Source organism: Streptomyces sp. NPDC016309 (genome assembly GCF_043077235.1).
Taxonomy (GTDB): Bacteria; Actinomycetota; Actinomycetes; order Streptomycetales; family Streptomycetaceae; genus Streptomyces.
In genome coordinates this window covers 420,527-439,480 of sequence record NZ_JBIBSG010000002.1, presented here as the reverse complement: position 1 = coordinate 439,480, position 18,954 = coordinate 420,527, and the positions used below count along the sequence as shown (strand labels likewise).

Sequence of the window (18,954 nt, the reverse complement as noted above, 5' to 3'; positions counted from 1 at the left end):
ACTCCTGTCCGCCAGGGGCCGCGACGCGCCGTCCGGACGGCGGGCAGGGGTACGCGGAGCCCTGCCCGGGGTTCCGGGAGCCACCGGCATCGGCCGGCGTCAGTCCTGGCCGGCGCCCCGGTCCCGGGGCGGTGCCATACCGTCGAGCAGCCCGCCGAGAGTGCCGACCACCAGGCGGCTCACCTCGCCGGCGTCCGCGTCCGCCAGCGGTCGCTTGCCCACGACCACCCGCATGAGGCCGATGCCGAGGAGCCAGGACAGGGCCAGGTCCCCGCGCAGGCCGTTGTCGTCGGCGTCGCTCAGGGTGGCCAGGGCCCGGGCGTAGTCGTCCCCCAGCGCGGTGACGGCCGCGGACACCTCGTCCCCCGCGCCGACCGACCGCAGCAGGGTCTCCAGGGAGCGGCTGGAACCGCCGCCGCCGTCGAGCGCGGGCGGGGCGAGCATGCTCGTCAGTACCGTCTCCACGAGCCGTTCCGGCGGGGTGTTCCGTAGCTGTTCCGTCCCGTCGCGTGACACCACCTCGCCGAAGAGGGCACGCTTCGAACCGAAGTGGCGGAAGAGAAGCGCCTGGTTGACCCGGGCGCGGGAGGCGATGTCCCGTACGGTGGCGCGCTCGTAGCCGCGCTCCGCGAACAGGCCGGACGCGGCCGCGAGCAACCGCTCCCGGGTCGAGGCGCGGTCCGGGGGCCGCTCCCCGGCCGGGGCGCCACCGCCCGGGGGCCGTTGCCGGGCCGGGGCGCCGTCCGGCGGCGGTGCACCGTCGTCGTCCGCTGCCGGTGGCGGAGCCGGCCGCACCCACGGTCCCCCGCGCGACGGCCCTGCCTCGTCGTCCGCCTTCATGGCCACCACCTGCCACCCCCTGTTCGTCCGGCGCCGCGCCCACCAGCCCGCGCTCGAGGCCCCGTTGACCGCCCGGAAGCCCAACTCTAGGTTGGTAAGCAGCCGCTTACACCTGGGAGGTTCCCCATGACCGCCACGCACGAGCAGCCCCCGCTGGCCTACCCGTTCAACGAGCCCGAAGGACTGGACCTGGCCGAGGCCTACGCGGAGGCGCTGGAGCACCCCGGCCTCTTACGCGTCCGCATGGCGTACGGCGAGCCCGCCTGGCTGGCCACGCGGTACGCGGACGCCCGGCTCGTCCTCGGCGACCGGCGCTTCAGCCGGGCCGACGCGCTGGAGCACGACGAGCCCCGCCAGTCCGCGGCGCAGCAGGACGCCGGCATCCTCAGCATGGACCCGCCCGGACACACCCGGCTGCGGACCCTCGTGGCGAAGGCCTTCACCGTGCACCAGGTGGAGAAGCAGCGCCCGCAGGTGCGGGAGCTGGCGCACGGGTTCCTCGACCGGATGGAGGCCATGGGCCCGCCCGTGGACCTCGTGGAGCACTACGCGCTGCCCATCCCGGTGGCCGTGATCTGCCGGATGCTGGGCGTGCCGGAGGAGGACCGCCCGAAGTTCCGCGTCTGGAGCGACGCCGCCCTGTCGACCAGCTCCCTGACCGCCGAGGAGGCGACCCGCAACCGCGAGGAACTCCGGGCTTACATGGGCGAGTTGATCAAGGACCACCGGGACCGTCCCCGCCCCGATCTGATGACCGGCCTCATCGAGGCCCGGGACACCGGCGACCGCCTGACCGAGCTGGAACTGGTCGACCTGTGCGTGGGGATCCTGGTCGCCGGGCACGAGACCACCGCCAGCCAGATCCCCAACTTCCTGTACGCCCTGCTCGACCACCCCGACCAGCTCGCCCTGCTGCGCGCACGGCCGGAGCTCGTCGCCGGTGCCGTCGAGGAGCTGCTGCGCTTCGTCCCGCTGGGCAGCGCGGCGGCCTTCCCCCGGTACGCCAAGGAGGACGTCGAGGTGGGCGGCACGCTCGTGCGCGCCGGGGAGCCGGTGCTCGTCGCGGTGGGGGCCGCCAACCGCGACGCGCTCAAGTTCGGCGCGCCGGGGACGCTGGACATCACCCGCACCGGAGTACAGCACCTCGGGTTCGGCCACGGCGTCCACCACTGCCTCGGCGCGCCCCTCGCGCGCCTGGAGCTCCAGGAGGCGCTGAGCGCCCTGATCACCCGCTTCCCGACGCTGCACCTCGCGGGCGACGTGGTGTGGAAGAACCAGATGCTGGTGCGGGGGCCGCGCGAGATGCCGGTGGGCTGGTGAGCCGGATGTCGTGGACGACCCGGATCGACCGGGAGCAGTGCCTGGGCTCGGGGATGTGCGCCGCGCTCGCCCCCGAGCTGTACCGCCTGGAGGGTGAGCGCGCCGAACCGGTGCGTGAGGAGATCGGCGCGGACGAGCGTGCCCTGGACGCCGCGGACTCGTGCCCGGCGGCGGCCATCACCGTCCTCGACGGAGCGCGCCTCATCGGGCCGCGACTGTAGGACGGGCGCCGGGGGCCGGTTCGGGGGGCGGCCGGTCAGGGGGCCGGCGGGGTGGGGCCGGCCCCCGGGGCTGGGGAGGCCGGCCGCGGGTCGGGCCGCAAAGGGCGCCGGACACGCGTGTCAGCAGTTCTCGATGATCACGTCCTCCAGCGTGGAGAGGGAGGCGTGCTCCTCGGCGATCTTCTTCTCGATGGCTTCCCGCGCCTTCGCCAGGGCGGTGATCTCCAGCTCGACCTCGGGACCGGGCTGCGCCTCCAGCTCGGCGATACGGCGCGACAGCTCGTCCGCGTGGCCCTCGGCGGCACGAATGCTCGCCTTGAGCTCCTTGGCGATGCGTTTCATCATCTGGCATCCGGATTCCCGGCCCGCCGGTTGGTTCACGTCAGCACTCCTTCGTCATGGCGCCCCGTCGGGGCCCCGCGCGGCCAGTATCGAAGCGTTCCCGCGCCCGCACACGGCGACGTAGCCCACCCGGACCCGCGCCCCGCCCCACGGCGACACGGCCCGTACGGGCTACGGCCCGGCCCGGGCGCCGGGTTCAGGCCAGCAGCGCGGCCGTGCTCTCCTCGGCGAGGTCCTCGGCGTACGGCGGCAGCGGCGTGCCCGCGCGGAGGTGGCGGCGGACCAGGGAGAGCGGCAGATCGACGAGGGCGAGGACGACACGGTCCCGGTCGTGATCGCCCATGGCGCCCAGGGCTTCCGCCAGGACGCCGAGCCGGGCGAACACCCGCTCGTTCCCGGCATCGGCGCGGCGGGTGTGGTCCGCGGACCAGTCGGCCCTGCCGAACTCGGCCGGGCCGTGCAGGAGGAGGGCGGCCTCCTCGGGGTTCCGGCGGCTCCAGGACACCACGAACCGGGAGGCCCGGCATGCCGCCCGGTGGGGGTCGGGCTCACCGTCGAGGACGGCGGCGTACCCCTCCTGGAAACGCTCCACGGTCCGCAGCCACACCTCGGCGAGGAGCGCCGGGCGCCCGGCGAAACGGTGGTAGACGGAGCCGCTCGGCGCGCCGACGGCCTGGGCGACCGCCGACATGGTGACCGCGGCCGGACCGCCGGCCGCCGCGAGACGGACCGCGGCGTCGAGGAGTTGGCCGGTGTCGAACCGGGGTGGTCGCGCCATGAAACAGAGAGTACTCTCCACAATATTGGAGGACAGTCTCCAATATTGTGGAGAGGGGGCCGCATGGCCGTCTACAACGTGCACGAACGCCTGCTGAGCGCCGGGCAGGACGAGGTGGGAGCCCTCCTGGACTCCCTGGCGAGCGGAGAGGACGACCTGCTGTGGCCCGGCCGCCCCTGGCCGCCGATGAGGTTCGACCGGCCGCTCGGCGTGGGCGCGGTCGGCGGCCACGGCCCCGTCCGCTACACCGTCTCCGGGTACGCGCCCAAGCGCTGGATCCGCTTCCGGTTCACCGGGCCGCGCGGCTTCCACGGCTTCCACGAACTGGCCGTCCTGCCGGTCGATCCCGAACACACGCTGCTGCACCACACCCTGGCGATGACGACCGGCGGCCCGACGCGCCTCACCTGGCCGCTGGCCTGGCGTCCGATGCACGACGCCTGCCTGGAGGACGCTCTCGACCGGGCCGAACTCGCCTGCACCGGCCGGGTCTCCCGGCCCGCCCGCTGGTCACCGTACGTCCGCCTGCTCCACTTCCTGGCCACCCCGCTCGCCCGCCGGGACCACGCCCAGGGGTCCTAGGTCGTGTCCGCGAAGTCTCGCCCGGCCCGTCCTCCGGGCGGTCGCCGATACGGCGCGGACACGACCTAGGGGCGGCAGCGGCGGTAGACGTCGTCCACCTCGAAGAGCGGATGGGGGTCCTTCACCACGGGGGTGCGCCGCACCAACTCCCGTGTCGCGGACGGGGGTACCTCGTACGGCACCACGACGGTGAAGCCGGCCGGTTCCCCGTCGGCGAAGCCCTTGCTCTCGACCTCGAACTCGTACCGGCACGTCGCAGGCGTGCGGTTGGTGACCCGGAGACGGAGGTCGACCGGCTCACCGACCCGGTACTCGCTGAGGATGCCGAAGACGATGTCGATGTCCCCCTTGGGCGGGTACTCCTCGTACAGCCGCTCGTCGAAGCACCACCCGGCCTCCGCCGGCACCGCGGGACAGGTCCTACCCTCCGGTGCCGGCGGACGTACGTCGTCGGGCGCCGAACAGCCCGCCAGCGACGCGGCCACGAGCATGCCGACGACCAGCGGCCGGAACTCGCCGCGCTCCCCCACTAGCGGTCCCTGCCCCAGCGCCACACCAGTGACGCGCCCTCGGCGAGGGCCGCCCAGCGGGCGGCCGCGGCGTCCAGGGGCGGGCCCGTGCGCGCCACGGCCTCCGGGCCCAGGGGCGCGCGGCCCACGCCCCGGCCCTCGGTGGGCAGGCCGCGCCACACCCGGTACGCCCAGTTCACGGACAGTTCGGCGGCCATCACGGCGTCGCCTCCGCGGCGCAGCGCCTTCAGCCCCGAGCGGCGGTGGCGGCCGGGCTCGACGAGCTCGAAGCCCTGGAAGGTCGCACCCCGCGCCATCGCGCCCCAGAACCCGTCGTCCAGGCCCAGGGCCGTCTCGACCACGGCGTGCACCAGGTCGTGCGGCATGGACGGACCCGTGGGCTGTGCGGGCAGCCGCACGTCGGGTCCCCTGCGGGCACGGACCAGGATGTCGTGCTGGTTGTCCGGCAGCTTCCGGAAGGCGATCTCCATCAGGACGACGGTAGGACCCGCCGCGCGTACCGCCAACCCCTTACGGGACTTGAGACTGGTAGGGAACAAGGACTGAGCGTCATGCCGGCGGCCGGGCGAGTTTGGCGGCCACGGCGTCGAGGACCCAGTCCAGGCCGGTTGCGAAGGATGCCTCAGCGTCCACGTCCGTGCCGTCGTACACGGCCTTGGTCAGCGCCGGGAAGCGACCGGTGGCCAACATCCTTGTCAGATGCGGGCCGGAGGCGCGCTGCCAGTCGTGCTTCGACAGTCCCGTGGCGCGCTCGGCCCGCAGGTTCGCGATCTCGCGCCTGATCGCGCCGGTGAAGTAGGCACCGACGGTCTCCACCGCGCGCATGGCGGTGTCGATGTCGGTGAGGCTGTCCAGGGCGGCCAGCGTGGCCTCGCCCACGGCGAGGGCGTTCGGTCCCAGGGCCGGGCGGCCACCAAGCAGGTCGGCCAGCCATTGGTGCCGGAGAGCGGCGTCTCTGGTGCGGTGGGCGAGGGTACGCAGCGCCTCACGCCAGTCACCGGGCGGCTCTGGGGGGAGGATCTCGGCGTAGACCTCGTCCACCATGAGGTCGAACAGCTCCTGCTTGGTGGAGATGTATCCGTACAGCCGCATCGGGCCCGCATTCAGCCGGGCGGCGACCTTGCGCAACGACACCCCGTCCAGCCCGCCCTCGTCGGCCAGCGCGATGGCGGCGGCAACGATCCGCTCCCGGTCGAGCGGCACGGGGCGAGTCGGCGGCTCCGGCCGGTCCCACACACTCATGGTTCACACCGTTCTGCTGCGATACATCGTTTGGGGCAATACAGTGTATCGCCATGAGACATCGTATCGCTGTGGTCGGCAGCGGCCCTGGAGGGCTTACCTTCGCCCGTGTCCTGCGCCGCCACGGCTACCCCGTCGCCGTCCTCGAACGCGATCCCGGCCCTGACGTCCGCCCCCCGGGCGGCACGCTGGACCTGCACGAGGGGCTGGGCCAGCTCGCGCTGGACAAGGCGGGGCTGCTGTCGGAGTTCCGGGCGCTGTCCCGCCCCGAGGGGCAGGCCATGCGCATCCTGGACGCGGACGGCACCGTCCTGCGCGACTGGCGACCCCGTCCGGATGACCGGGCCAATCCCGAGATCGACCGCGGGCAACTCCGTGACCTGCTGCTCGGCCCTCTCGACGTCCGGTGGGGGCGGAGCGTGACGCAGGTGGTGCCAGGGAGCCGGGAGGGTGTGGCAGTCCGTTTCGCGGACGGGCGACAGGAGACGTTCGACCTCGTGGTCGGCGCCGACGGCGCCTGGTCCCGGACGCGCCCGGCAGTCTCGTCGGTGATGCCGCACTACACCGGCGTCACCTATGTCGAAACCTCCCTCGACGACGTCGACACCCGCCACCCCGGCCTCGCCCGGCTGATCGGCGACGGTTCCGTGGCCGCGTACGGGGTGAACCGAGCTCTCGTCGCCCAGCGCAACAGCGGCGGCCACGTCAAGGTGTACGCCCAGTTCCGCGCGCCGCTGGACTGGCACAGGGACCTGGACCCGGCCAACGCCGAAGCCGTCCGATCGAGTCTGTTGGCGCTGTTCGACGGCTGGGCCGCTCCCGTCCTCGACCTCCTCCGCCACGGCACCGCTTTCGTCCACCGCCCCCTCTTCGTCCTGCCCGTGTCCCACACCTGGACCCATGTCCCCGGGGTGACGCTCCTGGGCGACGCCGCCCATCTGATGCCCCCACTGGGGGCGGGCGCGAACCTCGCGATGCTGGAGGGCGCCGAACTCGCCGAGTCCATCGCCACCGGCCCTGAAGATCTGGACGAGGCCGTCCGCGCCTTCGAGGAGCAGATGTGGGCACGGGCCGGCAGGTGGGCGGAGATCACGACGGCCGGTCTGGAACGCCTCGTGAGTCCGGACCCCGCCGAAGCTCTCGCTCTCTTCGACCAGGTCCAGGCATCCTGACTGCCGAGCGCGAGATCTTGGGTGGGCGCCGCGGTCCTGCACCCTGCCCACCAAGGAGTGGCCCCTGCGGGTCGCCGAGTGGGACGCGCTGTTCGCCGAGCGGCTGACCTCGCTGTCGAGGCCGCGGCCGCTCCGCCGCGCCGGACCTGGCCGGCGGAGAGGCGTGGAGGACCGGGTCCGCCTGATCGCGGCCGGGGTCGTCGGCGCCGGGGCCGGGGCCGGGGCGGTGGTGGGGCGGCTGCCGGAAGCCGGCCGTCCCGCCGAAGGTCACGAGCGGGGGCCGCCGGTAGGGTCAGCCGCTATGACTGTCGCTCGTTCCCTTGCCCTGTTCGTCGTCGCCGCCCTCTTCGAGATCGGCGGCGCCTGGCTGGTGTGGCAGGGCATCCGCGAGCACAAGGGCTGGATCTGGATCGGCGCCGGCGTCATCGCCCTCGGTCTCTACGGCGTCGTGGCGACCTGGCAGCACGACGACGACTTCGGCCGCGTCCTCGCCGCGTACGGCGGGATCTTCGTGGCCGGGTCGATCGCCTGGGGCATGGCCGCCGACGGCTACCGCCCCGACCGCTTCGACGTCATCGGCGCCCTGGTCTGCCTCGCCGGGATGGCCGTGATCATGTACGCGCCCCGCAGCCACTGACCTGCTTTCGTCCACCGCGCCCAGCATCGTGCGGGCGGGATGCCGTCCCCGGGCGTACATGGTGTGCTGGAAGGTGGGGCGGGATACCGCCACAGGGGCGGCACGGGAGGTCCTGCCCGCCACACGAGGAGGGTCCCACCATGGCGATCTTCGTCCACGCCGTGGCCCCCGGTGTCACCACGGACCAGTACGACGCCCTCAACGCCAGGCTCCAGGAGATACCCGGAGTCTTCGACGGCTGCTTGTCCCACGCGTGCGTGCCGACGGACGGCGGTCTGGAGGTCTTCGACCTGTGGGAGACCGAGCAGCAGATGAACGCGTTCGTCGAGAAGATGATGCCGGTGGCCACCGAACTCGGCTGGCCGGACACGGGGAACGGTCCCAGGATCCTGCCGGTGCACCACCACTGGGTCCCGGGGGCCGACGGCTGACAGTCCGAGGCCGCCGGTCTGACGCATGTGGGCGGCGACCCCGGTATGCGGCCGCCCGGATCAGCCGATGACCAGCGGGAAAATCCCTGCCAGGTCGCCCAGTCGGGACCGCTCGGCCTCCGTCGGGGCCCGCCGCCCGGTGCCGATCAGCAGCGCGTCCTTGTCGGAGAACGCAGGGGGGAGCGCATCGCCCGCGATCCGCTCCAGCAACGCGCGTGACCGGGCGAGCCCTTCGGCGGGCGGGCCCGCCGCGTCCGGGAGGTGCGCGATCAGGTCGAGGTGGTGCAGCGTCCATTCCAGGACGTAGGCGGAGAGGTAGTCGCCCGCGGTGAGCACCACGTCGCGGGTGGCGACCCGGGCGCCGGGGTCCGCGAGCCCGGCGGCGCGGCCTGCCGCCGAACCGACGTCGTTGAGGTGGAACTTGAGCAGTCCCGGCTCCTCGTACGCGGCGGCCAGACGCACCGTCAGCGCGTCCAGCGGGTCGTCGCCCGTCGGGGCCTCGACCACGTTCCAGTAGGTCGCCGCGTCCCGGGTCGGTTCGGCGTCGGAGGGGGTGGCGAGCGTGATCAGCACGTCCTGGGCGTCGATGACCAGGTGGCACACCAGGTCCCGGACGAGCCAGCCGGTGCAGCCGGACGGCCGGGCGAAGTCCTCGTCCGGGAGGTCGGCGACCGCTTCGAGCAGGGCTGTCCAGGAGCGTGAGAAGAGGTCCACGGCCGCAAGCTAGCAGCGCCGTGTCCCCCACGGCGACCGCGATTTCGCGAGCCCGCCGGCCCGCCACCGCCCGCTCCGCCCCGCACCGGGCCGTCGCGGGAGGTCGTCACGCGCGGGCCGGCGGATCCGTCACGACGTCACCCGCGGGCCGCCGCTCACGAGCGGGTGGCGGTCCCGCACTCCTCTCCCCCGGCCTCCCGCATCCGGGCGTCCATCGACCTGCTCCGGTCGTACGGGTCGACCTCGGCACCGCCACCGGACCCCGTGACCGCGCGCTCGGCGGCGAACTCAGGGGTGAGGTAGCCCGTGAAGGTCCCGCAGCCGCCGTTGGTGATGTCGGCCTTGTACGAGACCAGGGAGAAGGTCCCCGGCTCGATGACGACCCTGGCCGGGTCGTCCCAGCTCAGTACGACCTCGCGGCGCACGATGGTCCGCGTCACCTCCTCGCTCCCCGCCTCGGCGCGTACGACCGGGTAGACGAAGGTGACGTCGGCGGTCATCCGCACCGCACCGCGCTCGCCCTCCCGGTAGGTGATCCGGCCGCGGGTCTTGATCACGTCCCCGACGAGCCGCACGTCGCCCGGGGAGAAGCGGCTGAACAGCAGGCGGGGGTCGTTCTCCCGGTCGGGCGCGCGGAACGCCGTCGCCAGGAAGTCCTGGACGTCCCGCTGGTGGGGGTTGATCAGTGCCGTGGCCCGCCGGGGCCGCTCCCCGCGCAGCACCCCCGGGTCGAGGCTCGACGCGGCGAGGAAGTCGCGGGTCCGTTCCAGTGCCCCCGCCACCTGTTCCTCGCTCATCCAGCCCGTCGCGTGCGCCGGGGGTACGTTGATCCCCGCCGTCCCGTCGCCCCACCGCTCCGCGGGTGAGCCCCGGAACGGGTGCTCCAGGGTGGGGAGCCGGTTCGCCGCCTCCGAGGGCGGCGGCTGGTCGGGGCGCCGGGACTCGGCGGCGAGCGGCGTCGTGTCGCCGCTCCCGGGGGCGAACCATCCCACGACGCGTCCCGGCGCGACCGCGACGACCAGCAGGCCGACGGCGGCCAGCAGGCCGAGCACGTACCAGCCCCTGCCCCGCCGGCGCCGGACCGGCCGGTAGGTGCGCCATCCCTCCGGCCGGTCCGGCTCCTCCCGCAGCCGCCCGGTCACCATCCGGGCCCGCGCGGACGGTTCGCGAGGGGCGTCCTGGTCCCCGGCCCCCGCTTCCCGCAGGAAGCGCTCCCACTCCTCGTCCGGTATGGACGCCCCGCCCTTGCTCACCCTCTGCTCCCGCCTCGTTCCCGGCCTTCCCACCCTCCCCGGAGGGCCGGCCCCTGTGTGATCAGATCATCACACGGCTCATCGTGCCGCCCGCACCCGACCACCCGTCAGATCAACCGACTCGTACGGCGGTCGGGCGCAGGCGGCTGGGACAATGGGGGGCTGTGGCGGGGGCCCGCTCTCGCGGACGTGCGCGGGGCGCCGTTCGCCGAGCGGGAGGCGGAGCGGCTCGCGCGGGCGCGGCTGGCCGCGCTGGAGGACCGGATCGAGGCCGATCTCGTACGGACGGCCACCGGGCCCGGTCTCGTACGGACGGCCGCCGGGCCCGGTCCGGTCGCCGAACTCCAGGCGCTGACCTCCGACCACCCGCCGCACGAGCGGCTGCACGCCCTGCTGATCCGCGCCCTGGCGGCGGCCGGGCGGAACGCCGAGGCGCTGGCGGTCTTCGCGGACCTGCGCGAACGGCTCGCGGACACCTTCGGCAGCGACCCGGGGCCCGAGGTGGCGGCCGCGCACCTCGCCGTGCTGCGCGGGCGGCCCGTCACGGCGGAGGCGGGGGACGGCACGACCGCCACCGGAGCCGGGGTGACGCCCGTGCCGGCGCGGCCGGCGGCGGGGGACGGCGGCAACCTGGACGTCCCTTCGACGAGCTTCGCAGGGCGTACGGACGATGTCCGCCGGGTGACCGAACTGCTCGGTCGTGCCCGGCTGGTGACCCTCGTGGGCCCCGGGGGCGCGGGCAAGACCCGGCTCGCGCGGGTCTGCGGGTGTTGAGCAGCATCCGCAGGGTGATCGCGGCGCCGCCGGGCACCTGCCCGGGCAGCCACTTCTCGACCGGGTCCGTCAGCGACAGACGGTCTCCGCGGCGAGGCCCAGTACGAGCGTGGCCATCATTGTCTTGGTGTTGCAGCCCATCCGGAACTCGTCGAATATCGCGAGCCGTTGCAGCCGGGCCGCCCACGGCGCCTGTCGCACGATCTCGACGGGCCGCCCGCGGCCGCCCGTCACCCGCACGACCACCCCCGGCGCCCCGGCGTCGACCAGTTCCCGGGCGAGCCGGGCCAGGTCGTCGTGCCGCTCCGGGCCGGTGCTCCCGGCGGCCGGCGCGGGCCGGTCCCCGCCGGCCGCCGGGGCCGCGGCGGACGGCGCCGCGCACGCGGTCCCGGCCGTGAGCGCCAGGGCCAGCAGGGCCGCGGGCACGGCCCGGCGGCGGCGGGGCCCCGCCCCTGGGCGCGGTGCGAAGTGCTGTGGAGTGGCTGACATGGACCCATACCTCCGGGTGAGCGCCGTACGTGACGCCCTCAGCCTCCGCCGGGCCGCTGGCAGACCGCGCACAGCGCGCTGGCAGCCCGGCCGCGCCCGCGAGGGCCCGCCTAGCCCCCCGAGGGGCGACGGCCCGGCAGCGCGCACGCCGCCGTGCCGCCGGGCATGCGGTGGCGGTTGTTCGCCACCAGCCGGTAGACACCGTGGGCGGCCCAGCGCACCGGGGGCAGGTTGAGCAGCGCCCCCACGACCGGCCATCCGCCCCCGGAGCTCAGCAGCAGTTTGGCCACCGCCCGGGACCCGCCGTACACCGTGCCGACCGGGGTCACCCAGAGGACCTCGTACGCGGCGCGCTGCCGCGTGACGCCCAGTTCCTCCAGGTCGGTGAACTGCCACGGCGTGATGGCGCAGCGGGGACGGATGTACCGCCCGGCGAACCGCACCGAGGTACTGCAGAAACCGCAGTCCCCGTCGTAGACCAGCACTGGCCGGTTCCGCATGGTCACCTCGTCCGTCGGCACGTCGCGACAGCACCCACGGTACCGCCGCCACCCGGGGCGAACCGGCCCACCGGCGGCGCGTGACGACGACGCACGTGCCGGCGCGCCCGGCAGCCGTCGGGCACCCGGCTGTGCGTCAGGGACCCGGCGGAGCGGGCGGCGGTGGCGGTGGTGGCGGGTATGCCGGCGGAGGCGGGACCCGGGGCCGGGCCGGCCGCGCGGCCGCGGGGGGCGGGGGGACCGCCGGGGGGAGGTCCGGTCGCGCGGGGCGCCGGGGCCGGGGCGGCGCGGGTGCCGGGGCGGGGGGCGGTGGGCCGGGGGGAGGCGGTGGAGGCGCTTCGGCCGCCGGCAGCAGCGGCCCGCCCGCGCGCAGCCGGGCGATGGTCAGCGCGGCCCGGCGACGGGCGTCCGGGGCGTCGTCCCGCTGGTAGACCAGCCGCACGCCCGCGGGCCACACGTTCTCGACGGCGAGCGGCCGGTAGCCCAGCGCGTGGCCGATCCCCTCGATGCGGCGGCGCGTCGCGGCGGAGGCGTCGCCCGGCAGCAGTTCGACCCGGACGCGTCCGTCGAACCGCGCACGTATGTCGTCGTCCCTCACCCGACCCGCTTTCCGGAGCCCGGCGGCCGGCCGGCCGCCCCCGTGCCATGATCCTCCCACGTGGCGCCGGGGCGGGGCCCGGCAATGCGCCGGGTCCCGCGGAGGGGGAAGAGCATGACCGAGGTACGGACGCGGGTGTCCGCGTACGCGCTCGCGCTGCGGGAGGGCCGGCTGCTGCTCACCCGGCTGTCGGAGACGTCCCCGGTCTTCGCTCCCGGGCTGTGGCATCTGCCGGGCGGCGGGATCGACCCCGGCGAGCAGCCGGTGGAGGCCCTGGCGCGGGAACTCCGCGAGGAGACCGGCCTGGAGCTCCGCGCCGCCCGGCTGCTCGACGCCCGGACCTACGCGGCCCGCCGCGGCGGGGTGGAGTGGCACGTGACCGGACTGTTCTACGCGGTCGGGCTCGACGGCGGCGCGCCGGAGGTGTCGGAGACCGGGGGGTCCACCGACGCGGTCGGCTGGCTTCCGCTGCCGGACCTGCGCGACGCGGTGCTCTCCCCGGCCGCCGTCGACGGGGTACGGCTGCTCACCGGTCGCGCCGCCCCGGCCCCGTGACCCCACGCCCGGGGGCCCGGCCCCGGGCCCCCGGGCGCGCGCCCCCGGTTCAGCCGTCGTGCGGCACGCCGTCGTGCAGCGCGCCCGGGTCGATCCCCGCGAGGCGCTCGGGGTCGGTGAGGATGTCGAGGGCCGTGATCCTGCCGCCCCGGACGGTGAACGCCATCACCGACACGGCACGGCCCGCGTCGACCGCGACCACTCCCGGCGAGCCGTTGACCAGCACCGGCAGCCCGGCCTGCGCGAACCGGGCGAACGTGATGGCCTGCGAGGCCACGTCGGCCGCGCCCTGGCGCAGCAGGCTCGGGCGCAGGCCGCCGCCGTCGGAGCGGGCCACGACATCCGGGTCGAGGACGGCGAGGAGCGCGTCGAAGTCCCCGCCGCGCGAGGCGGTGAGGAAGGCGTCCACGACCTCGCGCCGGCGGGCCGGGTCGGTGTCCGGGGCGGGTGCCGCCTTCTCGACCCGGCGGCGGGCACGGCCGGCGAGTTGACGGGTGGAGGCGGCCGTCCGGCCCAGGACGGTGGCGATCTCCTCGAAGGGCACGGCGAACAGGTCGTGCAGGACGAACGCGAGCCGTTCCGCGGGTGCGAGGGTGTCCAGGACGATCATGAGGGCGATGCCGACGTCGTCGGCGACGAGCATCTCCTGCTCGGGGTCCACGCCGTGCGGGCCGCTGACCACCGGGTCCGGCAGCCTGACCTGTCCGTCCGGGGCCTCCAGCGGGTGTTCGCGGCGGGTGGCGCGGGCGCGCAGCATGTCGAGGCAGACGCGGCCGACGACGGTCGTCAGCCAGCCGCCCAGGTTGCGTACGTCCGAGACGTCGGACCGGTCGAGCCTGAGCCAGGTTTCCTGGACGGCGTCCTCCGCTTCGCCGAGAGAGCCCAGCATGCGGTAGCCCACCGCCCGTAGGTGGGCGCGGTGTTCCTCGAAGCGGCGGGCCAGGAGTTCCGCGTCGCTCACCGGCGTGTCCTCGTCGTCCGGTCCGGCGGTCGGCCCGCGGGCCCCGTCGGGCCCCGGCGGGCCGCTCGGGCGGCGGAGCGTCATGACGCCCGCGCCGGCGACGTGGGGGCGTCGACCGCCACGTCGCGCTCCTGCCCCTTGCGCCGGGCGCGCTTGCCGTACAGGGCCGTCCACACGGCCAGCGCGGCGAGGACGCCGTAGATCAGCACCGGGCTGAGGACCACCATGGTGTCGGTGCTGAGCAGGTAGGTCAGGGCGATACGGGCGACGGCCTCGACGCAGTACGCCACGCCCCAGACCGTCGTCATCGTCCGCAGGGTCCTGCGGAAACCCTCGTACTGCCACAGGCCGTTCCACCAGGCGGTGCTCCGCGGGGTGCCGTCGGTCGCGAACTTGCGGCCGAAGTAGAACATGAGCGGTCGCGGGGCCAGCAGGGTGGCCAGGCACAGCAGGCCGAACAGGCCGGTGACGGCGGAGTCCTTGACCATGAGGGCCCGGGCCGTGTGGGCGCCGACGAGCGACACCACCGCGGTGAGCACCAGGAACACCAGGGTGACGACGGCGAATTCGTCGAGGCGGCGACGCCAGGCGATGTGGACCGCACTGTCGAGGACCGGCCAGACACCGCCCGCGAGGAGCGCGCCGAACTCGCTCCAGCCGTGGTCGCGGAGCAGCTTGTACGTGATGATGGGCGCGACGACGTTGAGGGTGATGGTCACGGCCCAGCCGAGGGCGGCCGCGCCTCCGGACCGGGCCGGCCGGTCCGGGGCGTCCTGGGCCCGGTCCCCCGGCGCGTCCGGTGACGTGCGTACGTCGTGTGTGTCCGGGGTGTCTCGGACGGGCATGGTTCCCCCTGAAAGTGCCTGGTCAGTGCAACAGTCGAAACGTAGATCACGCTCGTGGGGCGGGACCAGCGGCCGGGTGCCAAATGATCACCAAATCTGGTCGGACCGGTGTGGTCGCCCCGCGGTGGGACGGGCGTCCCCGGTGAGGCGTGGGCGGCGCCCGCGGTGGGTGCATGCGTGTCGCCTTCCCTGCATCCCGCCGAGATCACCCCGGCGGGCGCCGTCGCCGCGATCAGGCCGAAAACACACCTGTGGGGCCGGCTTCGCGTGACCACGCCCGGCAGGGAGGACGGGCCCTCCGAAGGTGGTTGACCCGGTTGTTGACGGTGCGTCACCGGATGGGGCGTCGCGGTGGCCCTGGGGGTGGCGGACGTAGGTGTCGGCCCGGTGCCGCGCGGGGACGGCGAAGCCCCGCCGCGAGGGGGGGGAGACGCGGCGGGGCTTGAGGTGCTGGTGCCCCGTGCACCGGCGATCATGCCGGGCTTTTTTCGGGGACGTCGGTCCGCGCCGGGAGCGCGGGCCGACGTGGTGCCTACAGGTCGCCGATGCGGTACTGCGAGCGGGCGGTGGCCAACAGGTCGTCGGCCGTCGCCTCCGCCGACTTGCCGGCCGGCACGTCCACGTTGAGCGTGAGACGTTCCTGCTTGCTGTTGATCACGACGAGCGTCTTGGACAGGCGCCGCGGGGCGCCGTCGTCCTGCTGCTTGCTGTAGGTGACGGTGAGCACGGCGGCGTCACGGCCCTGCTCGGTGGCCGGCTTCACGGAGGCGACCGCGGCGGTGCCGCCGGTGGGAGGGGAGGCGGTCTCGTACTCCTGCTTCCAGCGCTGGGCCGTCGCCATGGCGGTCTCGGTGGCCTTCTCCTTCTTGTCGACCAGGAGCGTCATGTCGCCCTTCGGGGAGGTGTAGCGGGTGGCGACGTAGGCGCCGTCGGAGCTCTCCAGGTCGTCCGCGGTGGTGATGGTCCAGTCGGCCGGGGCGGCGACGGTGACCCGCATGCGGTACTCCTCGTAACGCTTCCAGCCGTCCGGGACGTCGTCGCCGCCGAACGGGACGACCAGGGCCACGACCAGGGCGGCCACCACCGCGGCGGCGGCGAGGGCGAGGGGCAGCGGCCGCAGCAGGCGGCGCGCGAGCGAGGGGGCGGGCAGCGCCGCCTCCGGGCCCGCCTGCCGGGTGGGGGCGGGGGCGGGTGCCGACGGCCGGGGAGGGGGGTCCGCCGCGGCACGCAGCATCGGCAGCGCCGCCTGGGCGGTGAGCCGGTTCTCCGGCTCCTTGCGCAGCAGACCGGTGACGACCGCGGTCAGCTCCGCCGACTGCTGGGGCGGCGGGAGTTCGGCGAGCAGGATGGCCTGGAGCGTGGACGGCGTGGTCTGGCGGCGGAACGGCGACACGCCCTCGACGGCCTGGTAGAGCATCACGCCGAGGGACCAGAGGTCGGACTCCGCGCCGGCCCGGCGGCCGAGCACCCGCTCGGGGGCGATGTACTCGGGCGAGCCGACGAAGCCCCCGGTCTCGGTGAGCTTCTGTTCGCCCTCGACCTGGGCGATGCCGAAGTCGGTGAGCACCACGCGGTCGTGGCGGCCGACCATCACGTTGCCGGGCTTCACGTCCCGGTGCAGCACACCGGCTTCATGCGCCGCGCTGAGCGCGCCCAGGATGGCGAGCCCGATCCGGGCGGCCTCGCGCGGCGGCAGCGTGCCCTCGTCGAGGAGTTCGGCGAGCGACTTGCCCCGCAGCAGCTCCATCACGATCCAGGGGCTGTCGCCCTCGATCACGACGTCGTGGATGGCCACCACCGACGGGTGGTCGATGCGCGCCGCGGCACGGGCCTCCCGCTGCATGCGCTGGTAGGCGGTGTGGCGCTCCGCGGGGCTGAAGTGCTCGGGAACGCGTGGTTCCTTGATGGCGACGTCGCGGTCCACCACCTCGTCGCGGCACCGCCAGACCGTGCCCATGCCCCCGGAGCCGAGCCTCTCCAGCAGCCGGTAGCGGCCGCCGACGAGGCGGCCCGCGCCGGGCTGTGCGGCGCCGGCCCCCGAGGCGCCGGCCCCGGAGGCGCCGGTGGCGCCGGCCCCGCCGTGACCGTCCGGACGCGGCGGCCCGGCCTCCGGCTCCCGGGTCGCCGGTACGGGCGCCTGAAGAGGTGGCTGGAGCCCGTAGCTCGTCGGTTCCTGCTGTCGTCCCCCGCTGTTGTTCATGCGCCTATGATGCACGGCCGGCCGGCGCTCCCGAAGCCGGGCCGTACCCCGCTGCGCGGCCGGGACCGGGACGGTGTGGGAACGGGGGGCGGCGGGGGCCGGGGGACCGCCCCGCCGGGGACCGGCTACCTGTGAGTAGGGTGTGGGCCCCGGACTGTACGGGACAGCCGGCGACGAGGAGGCACAACCATGCCCCGCACCATGTCCGTGTCGGACAGCATCGTGATCAACGCCGCCCCCGCGACCGTGTACGAGGCGGTCGCCGACCCCACGGCGATGGGCCGCTGGAGCCCGGAGAACCGCGGGGCGACGGTGCTCGGTGAGCGGCGTGGCGCGTACGTGGGCATGGTCTTCGCCGGGCACAACAAGCGCGGCTCCATCACCTGGACGACCAAGTGCACGGTGACGGCCGCCGATCCCGGGGAGCGCTTCGCGTTCCGGGTGCACGCCATCGGGGCGCGGCGGCCGTGGCTGCCCGGTGCGATCGCGACGTGGGAGTACCGCTTCGAGCCGGCCGAGGGCGGCACCCGCGTGACGGAGACGTGGACGGACGACCGGCGGGCGTGGCCGGACGCCCTGGCGAACGCCTTCGACCGGCTGGCGACCCGGGGGCAGGTGTTCTCCGACTTCCAGCGGCGCAACATCCGCACCACGCTGGAGGGTCTGAAGAAGGCGCTGGAGTCCGACGGCGAGCCCGCCGGCCGCTGACCGGCCGTCACACCACGCGGCCGTACGGCCCCGGTGCGCGCACCGCCCGGGGCCGGTGCGTTCCGGGGCGTCAGCCGAGCGCCGTGCCGCCCGGCGTCGCCCGGCGCCGGGCGACGGCCCTGGCGTACAGCAGGTGCAGGACCGCCTCGGCGGCCAGCAGGGCGACGACGAGCCATGGGGCCAGGTGGTCCGACACGGCGATCAGCACCAGCGGTACGCCGATCCCCGGCAGCGCCCACACGGCGACGGCGCCCACGGGGCGGCCGAACCGTAGCGCGATCGCGGCGTGCGCGGCGTGGTAGAGGGCGAGGCCGCCCGCGAGGGCCCACACCGCACCGTGGTGCAGATGGGCGTGCCCGGCCTCCTCGACGGCGGTCGCGAGACCGGCCGCGAGGCACAGGATCGCCGCGGTGACGAAGAAGTGCAGGAAGGCCGCCACGTCACGGGAGAGGACGTACGCGCGCTCCGGTTCGGCCGAGCCGAGCACCAGCTCCGCCGCGACCGACCCGAAGTCGAAGTACGACCACCACAGGGCGGCCAGCAGCGTGAAGCCGAGCACCGCCACGACGCCGGCCGCGCCCGTCCAGACATGGTCCGTGGAGGTGACGAGCGAGAGCACCGACTCGCCGAAGACGATGATGACGAACAGGCCCACCCGCTCCACCAGCAGACCCGTGTGCAGCCGCCTGGGCATGCCCCTGCCGCGCGCGGTCAGCAGCAGCACCAGCTCCGCCGCGATGAGCGCGGCCCACACGACGTAACGCCACTCGCCGGGCACGGCCACCGAGGCCGCCCACAGCACCCCCGACACCAGGCAGTACGTCAGGGGCCGCCACCTGGGCACACGGGCGGGCGGCGGGTAGCGGGTCGCGGGCCACCAGAGCCCGAGCAGCACCAGCCGGGTCCCGGCGTAGCCGAGCGCGTACGCCGCCGAACGCGTCCCGTCCTCGTCCGCCTCCGGCACGGCGGCGGCCATCGTGGCCAGGCAGAGCATCGCGAACAACATCAGCAGCCGGCGGCGCGCGCTGTCCAGGTCGAACAGGTTGGCGGACACCATCAGGTTGATCCACATCCACCACGGCGGGAAGTACAGGCCCAGGAACACCCCGAACTCGCGCCATCCCGGGTCGCCGTGGAGAGTGTGCGAGAGCTGGGCGGCGAACGCGACGAAGACGAGGTCGAAGAACAGCTCGAGCCACGCCGCGTGGCGGCCCTGTTCGTCGCGCGGGGTGGCCGCCGGAGCCGCGGTGCTCATGGAACCG

24 protein-coding genes are annotated in these 18,954 nt (G+C 74.7%); 9 read left to right on the top strand and 15 right to left on the bottom strand.

The window, feature by feature from the left end:
- Positions 1–99: 99 nt before the first annotated feature.
- On the bottom strand, positions 100–840 hold the full coding sequence (locus ACF068_RS06630; protein WP_392273053.1) for a TetR/AcrR family transcriptional regulator: 741 nt from the start codon (positions 838–840) through the stop codon (positions 100–102).
- A gap of 126 nt (positions 841–966) precedes the next feature.
- Here ACF068_RS06630 and ACF068_RS06625 point away from each other — a divergent pair, with 126 nt between their 5' ends.
- Entirely contained in the window at positions 967–2,160 is a 1,194-nt protein-coding gene (locus ACF068_RS06625) for a cytochrome P450 (RefSeq protein WP_392273052.1), read from the top strand.
- A 5-nt stretch (positions 2,161–2,165) separates the two neighbouring features.
- The gene (locus tag ACF068_RS06620) at positions 2,166–2,381 is read left to right on the top strand and encodes a ferredoxin (RefSeq protein WP_392273051.1); all 216 of its coding nucleotides are present in this window, start codon (positions 2,166–2,168) and stop codon (positions 2,379–2,381) included.
- 120 nt (positions 2,382–2,501) lie between these two features.
- Here ACF068_RS06620 and ACF068_RS06615 read toward each other — a convergent pair whose 3' ends face one another.
- Both ACF068_RS06615 and ACF068_RS06610 read right to left on the bottom strand, forming a co-directional pair.
- Positions 2,502–2,762: a hypothetical protein gene (locus ACF068_RS06615; RefSeq protein WP_392273050.1), complete on the bottom strand. Its 261-nt coding sequence runs from the start codon at positions 2,760–2,762 to the stop codon at positions 2,502–2,504.
- Between the two features lie 157 nt (positions 2,763–2,919).
- Positions 2,920–3,501 carry a TetR/AcrR family transcriptional regulator gene (locus tag ACF068_RS06610; protein WP_392273049.1) on the bottom strand — a complete coding sequence of 194 codons (582 nt, stop codon included), beginning with the start codon at positions 3,499–3,501 and terminating at the stop codon, positions 2,920–2,922.
- Between the two features lie 63 nt (positions 3,502–3,564).
- On the opposite strand from ACF068_RS06610, the gene ACF068_RS06605 reads away from it, so the two are divergent.
- The gene (locus tag ACF068_RS06605) at positions 3,565–4,083 is read left to right on the top strand and encodes an SRPBCC family protein (protein WP_392273048.1); all 519 of its coding nucleotides are present in this window, start codon (positions 3,565–3,567) and stop codon (positions 4,081–4,083) included.
- A gap of 65 nt (positions 4,084–4,148) precedes the next feature.
- Here ACF068_RS06605 and ACF068_RS06600 read toward each other — a convergent pair whose 3' ends face one another.
- The 3 genes from ACF068_RS06600 to ACF068_RS06590 form a co-directional block, all read right to left on the bottom strand.
- Positions 4,149–4,613, bottom strand: coding sequence for a hypothetical protein (locus ACF068_RS06600; RefSeq protein ID WP_392273047.1), 465 nt, complete (start codon positions 4,611–4,613; stop codon positions 4,149–4,151).
- Complete coding sequence (locus ACF068_RS06595) at positions 4,613–5,083, bottom strand: hypothetical protein (RefSeq protein ID WP_392273046.1); 471 nt, start codon at positions 5,081–5,083, stop codon at positions 4,613–4,615. Before ACF068_RS06595 ends, ACF068_RS06600 begins: the two co-directional genes overlap by 1 nt.
- 79 nt (positions 5,084–5,162) lie before the next feature.
- Positions 5,163–5,855, bottom strand: a complete 693-nt coding sequence (locus ACF068_RS06590) for a TetR/AcrR family transcriptional regulator (RefSeq protein WP_392273045.1) — start codon at positions 5,853–5,855, stop codon at positions 5,163–5,165.
- Positions 5,856–5,908: 53 nt separating this feature from the next.
- On the opposite strand from ACF068_RS06590, the gene ACF068_RS06585 reads away from it, so the two are divergent.
- From ACF068_RS06585 to ACF068_RS06575, 3 genes are all read left to right on the top strand, one after another.
- Positions 5,909–7,027 (top strand): FAD-dependent oxidoreductase, encoded by a 1,119-nt coding sequence (locus ACF068_RS06585; RefSeq protein WP_392273044.1) that lies wholly within the window; start codon positions 5,909–5,911, stop codon positions 7,025–7,027.
- A gap of 301 nt (positions 7,028–7,328) precedes the next feature.
- A complete protein-coding gene (locus ACF068_RS06580; protein ID WP_392273043.1) occupies positions 7,329–7,664 on the top strand; it encodes a YnfA family protein in 336 nt (111 codons plus the stop codon).
- A gap of 140 nt (positions 7,665–7,804) precedes the next feature.
- Positions 7,805–8,095 (top strand): hypothetical protein, encoded by a 291-nt coding sequence (locus ACF068_RS06575; protein ID WP_392273042.1) that lies wholly within the window; start codon positions 7,805–7,807, stop codon positions 8,093–8,095.
- A gap of 60 nt (positions 8,096–8,155) precedes the next feature.
- On the opposite strand, the gene ACF068_RS06570 is transcribed toward ACF068_RS06575, so the two are convergent.
- Both ACF068_RS06570 and ACF068_RS06565 read right to left on the bottom strand, forming a co-directional pair.
- Positions 8,156–8,809: a maleylpyruvate isomerase N-terminal domain-containing protein gene (locus ACF068_RS06570; RefSeq protein ID WP_392273041.1), complete on the bottom strand. Its 654-nt coding sequence runs from the start codon at positions 8,807–8,809 to the stop codon at positions 8,156–8,158.
- Between the two features lie 155 nt (positions 8,810–8,964).
- Positions 8,965–10,062 carry a hypothetical protein gene (locus ACF068_RS06565; protein WP_392273040.1) on the bottom strand — a complete coding sequence of 366 codons (1,098 nt, stop codon included), beginning with the start codon at positions 10,060–10,062 and terminating at the stop codon, positions 8,965–8,967.
- A gap of 57 nt (positions 10,063–10,119) precedes the next feature.
- On the opposite strand from ACF068_RS06565, the gene ACF068_RS06560 reads away from it, so the two are divergent.
- Positions 10,120–10,836, top strand: coding sequence for a BTAD domain-containing putative transcriptional regulator (locus tag ACF068_RS06560; protein ID WP_392273039.1), 717 nt, complete (start codon positions 10,120–10,122; stop codon positions 10,834–10,836).
- A gap of 69 nt (positions 10,837–10,905) precedes the next feature.
- On the opposite strand, the gene ACF068_RS06555 is transcribed toward ACF068_RS06560, so the two are convergent.
- From ACF068_RS06555 to ACF068_RS06545, 3 genes are all read right to left on the bottom strand, one after another.
- Complete coding sequence (locus tag ACF068_RS06555) at positions 10,906–11,325, bottom strand: hypothetical protein (protein WP_392273038.1); 420 nt, start codon at positions 11,323–11,325, stop codon at positions 10,906–10,908.
- A 110-nt stretch (positions 11,326–11,435) separates the two neighbouring features.
- Positions 11,436–11,825 carry a thiol-disulfide oxidoreductase DCC family protein gene (locus ACF068_RS06550; protein WP_392273037.1) on the bottom strand — a complete coding sequence of 130 codons (390 nt, stop codon included), beginning with the start codon at positions 11,823–11,825 and terminating at the stop codon, positions 11,436–11,438.
- A 136-nt stretch (positions 11,826–11,961) separates the two neighbouring features.
- Complete coding sequence (locus ACF068_RS06545) at positions 11,962–12,423, bottom strand: hypothetical protein (RefSeq protein ID WP_392273036.1); 462 nt, start codon at positions 12,421–12,423, stop codon at positions 11,962–11,964.
- Between the two features lie 114 nt (positions 12,424–12,537).
- Between ACF068_RS06545 and ACF068_RS06540 the strand changes: the two genes are divergently transcribed.
- Positions 12,538–12,978, top strand: coding sequence for an NUDIX hydrolase (locus tag ACF068_RS06540; RefSeq protein ID WP_392273035.1), 441 nt, complete (start codon positions 12,538–12,540; stop codon positions 12,976–12,978).
- Between the two features lie 49 nt (positions 12,979–13,027).
- Here the strand turns inward: ACF068_RS06540 and ACF068_RS06535 are convergent, their stop codons facing one another.
- From ACF068_RS06535 to ACF068_RS06525, 3 genes are all read right to left on the bottom strand, one after another.
- Positions 13,028–13,939, bottom strand: coding sequence for a sigma-70 family RNA polymerase sigma factor (locus ACF068_RS06535; protein ID WP_392273034.1), 912 nt, complete (start codon positions 13,937–13,939; stop codon positions 13,028–13,030).
- Positions 13,940–14,019: 80 nt separating this feature from the next.
- Positions 14,020–14,784, bottom strand: a complete 765-nt coding sequence (locus tag ACF068_RS06530) for a VC0807 family protein (protein ID WP_392273033.1) — start codon at positions 14,782–14,784, stop codon at positions 14,020–14,022.
- A 532-nt stretch (positions 14,785–15,316) separates the two neighbouring features.
- Positions 15,317–16,984, bottom strand: a complete 1,668-nt coding sequence (locus tag ACF068_RS06525; RefSeq protein WP_392273032.1) for a serine/threonine-protein kinase — start codon at positions 16,982–16,984, stop codon at positions 15,317–15,319.
- A 189-nt stretch (positions 16,985–17,173) separates the two neighbouring features.
- Here ACF068_RS06525 and ACF068_RS06520 point away from each other — a divergent pair, with 189 nt between their 5' ends.
- Positions 17,174–17,692 (top strand): SRPBCC family protein, encoded by a 519-nt coding sequence (locus ACF068_RS06520; protein ID WP_392273031.1) that lies wholly within the window; start codon positions 17,174–17,176, stop codon positions 17,690–17,692.
- 70 nt (positions 17,693–17,762) lie between these two features.
- On the opposite strand, the gene ACF068_RS06515 is transcribed toward ACF068_RS06520, so the two are convergent.
- Positions 17,763–18,947 (bottom strand): low temperature requirement protein A, encoded by a 1,185-nt coding sequence (locus tag ACF068_RS06515; RefSeq protein ID WP_392273030.1) that lies wholly within the window; start codon positions 18,945–18,947, stop codon positions 17,763–17,765.
- Between the last annotated feature and the right edge of the window lie 7 nt (positions 18,948–18,954).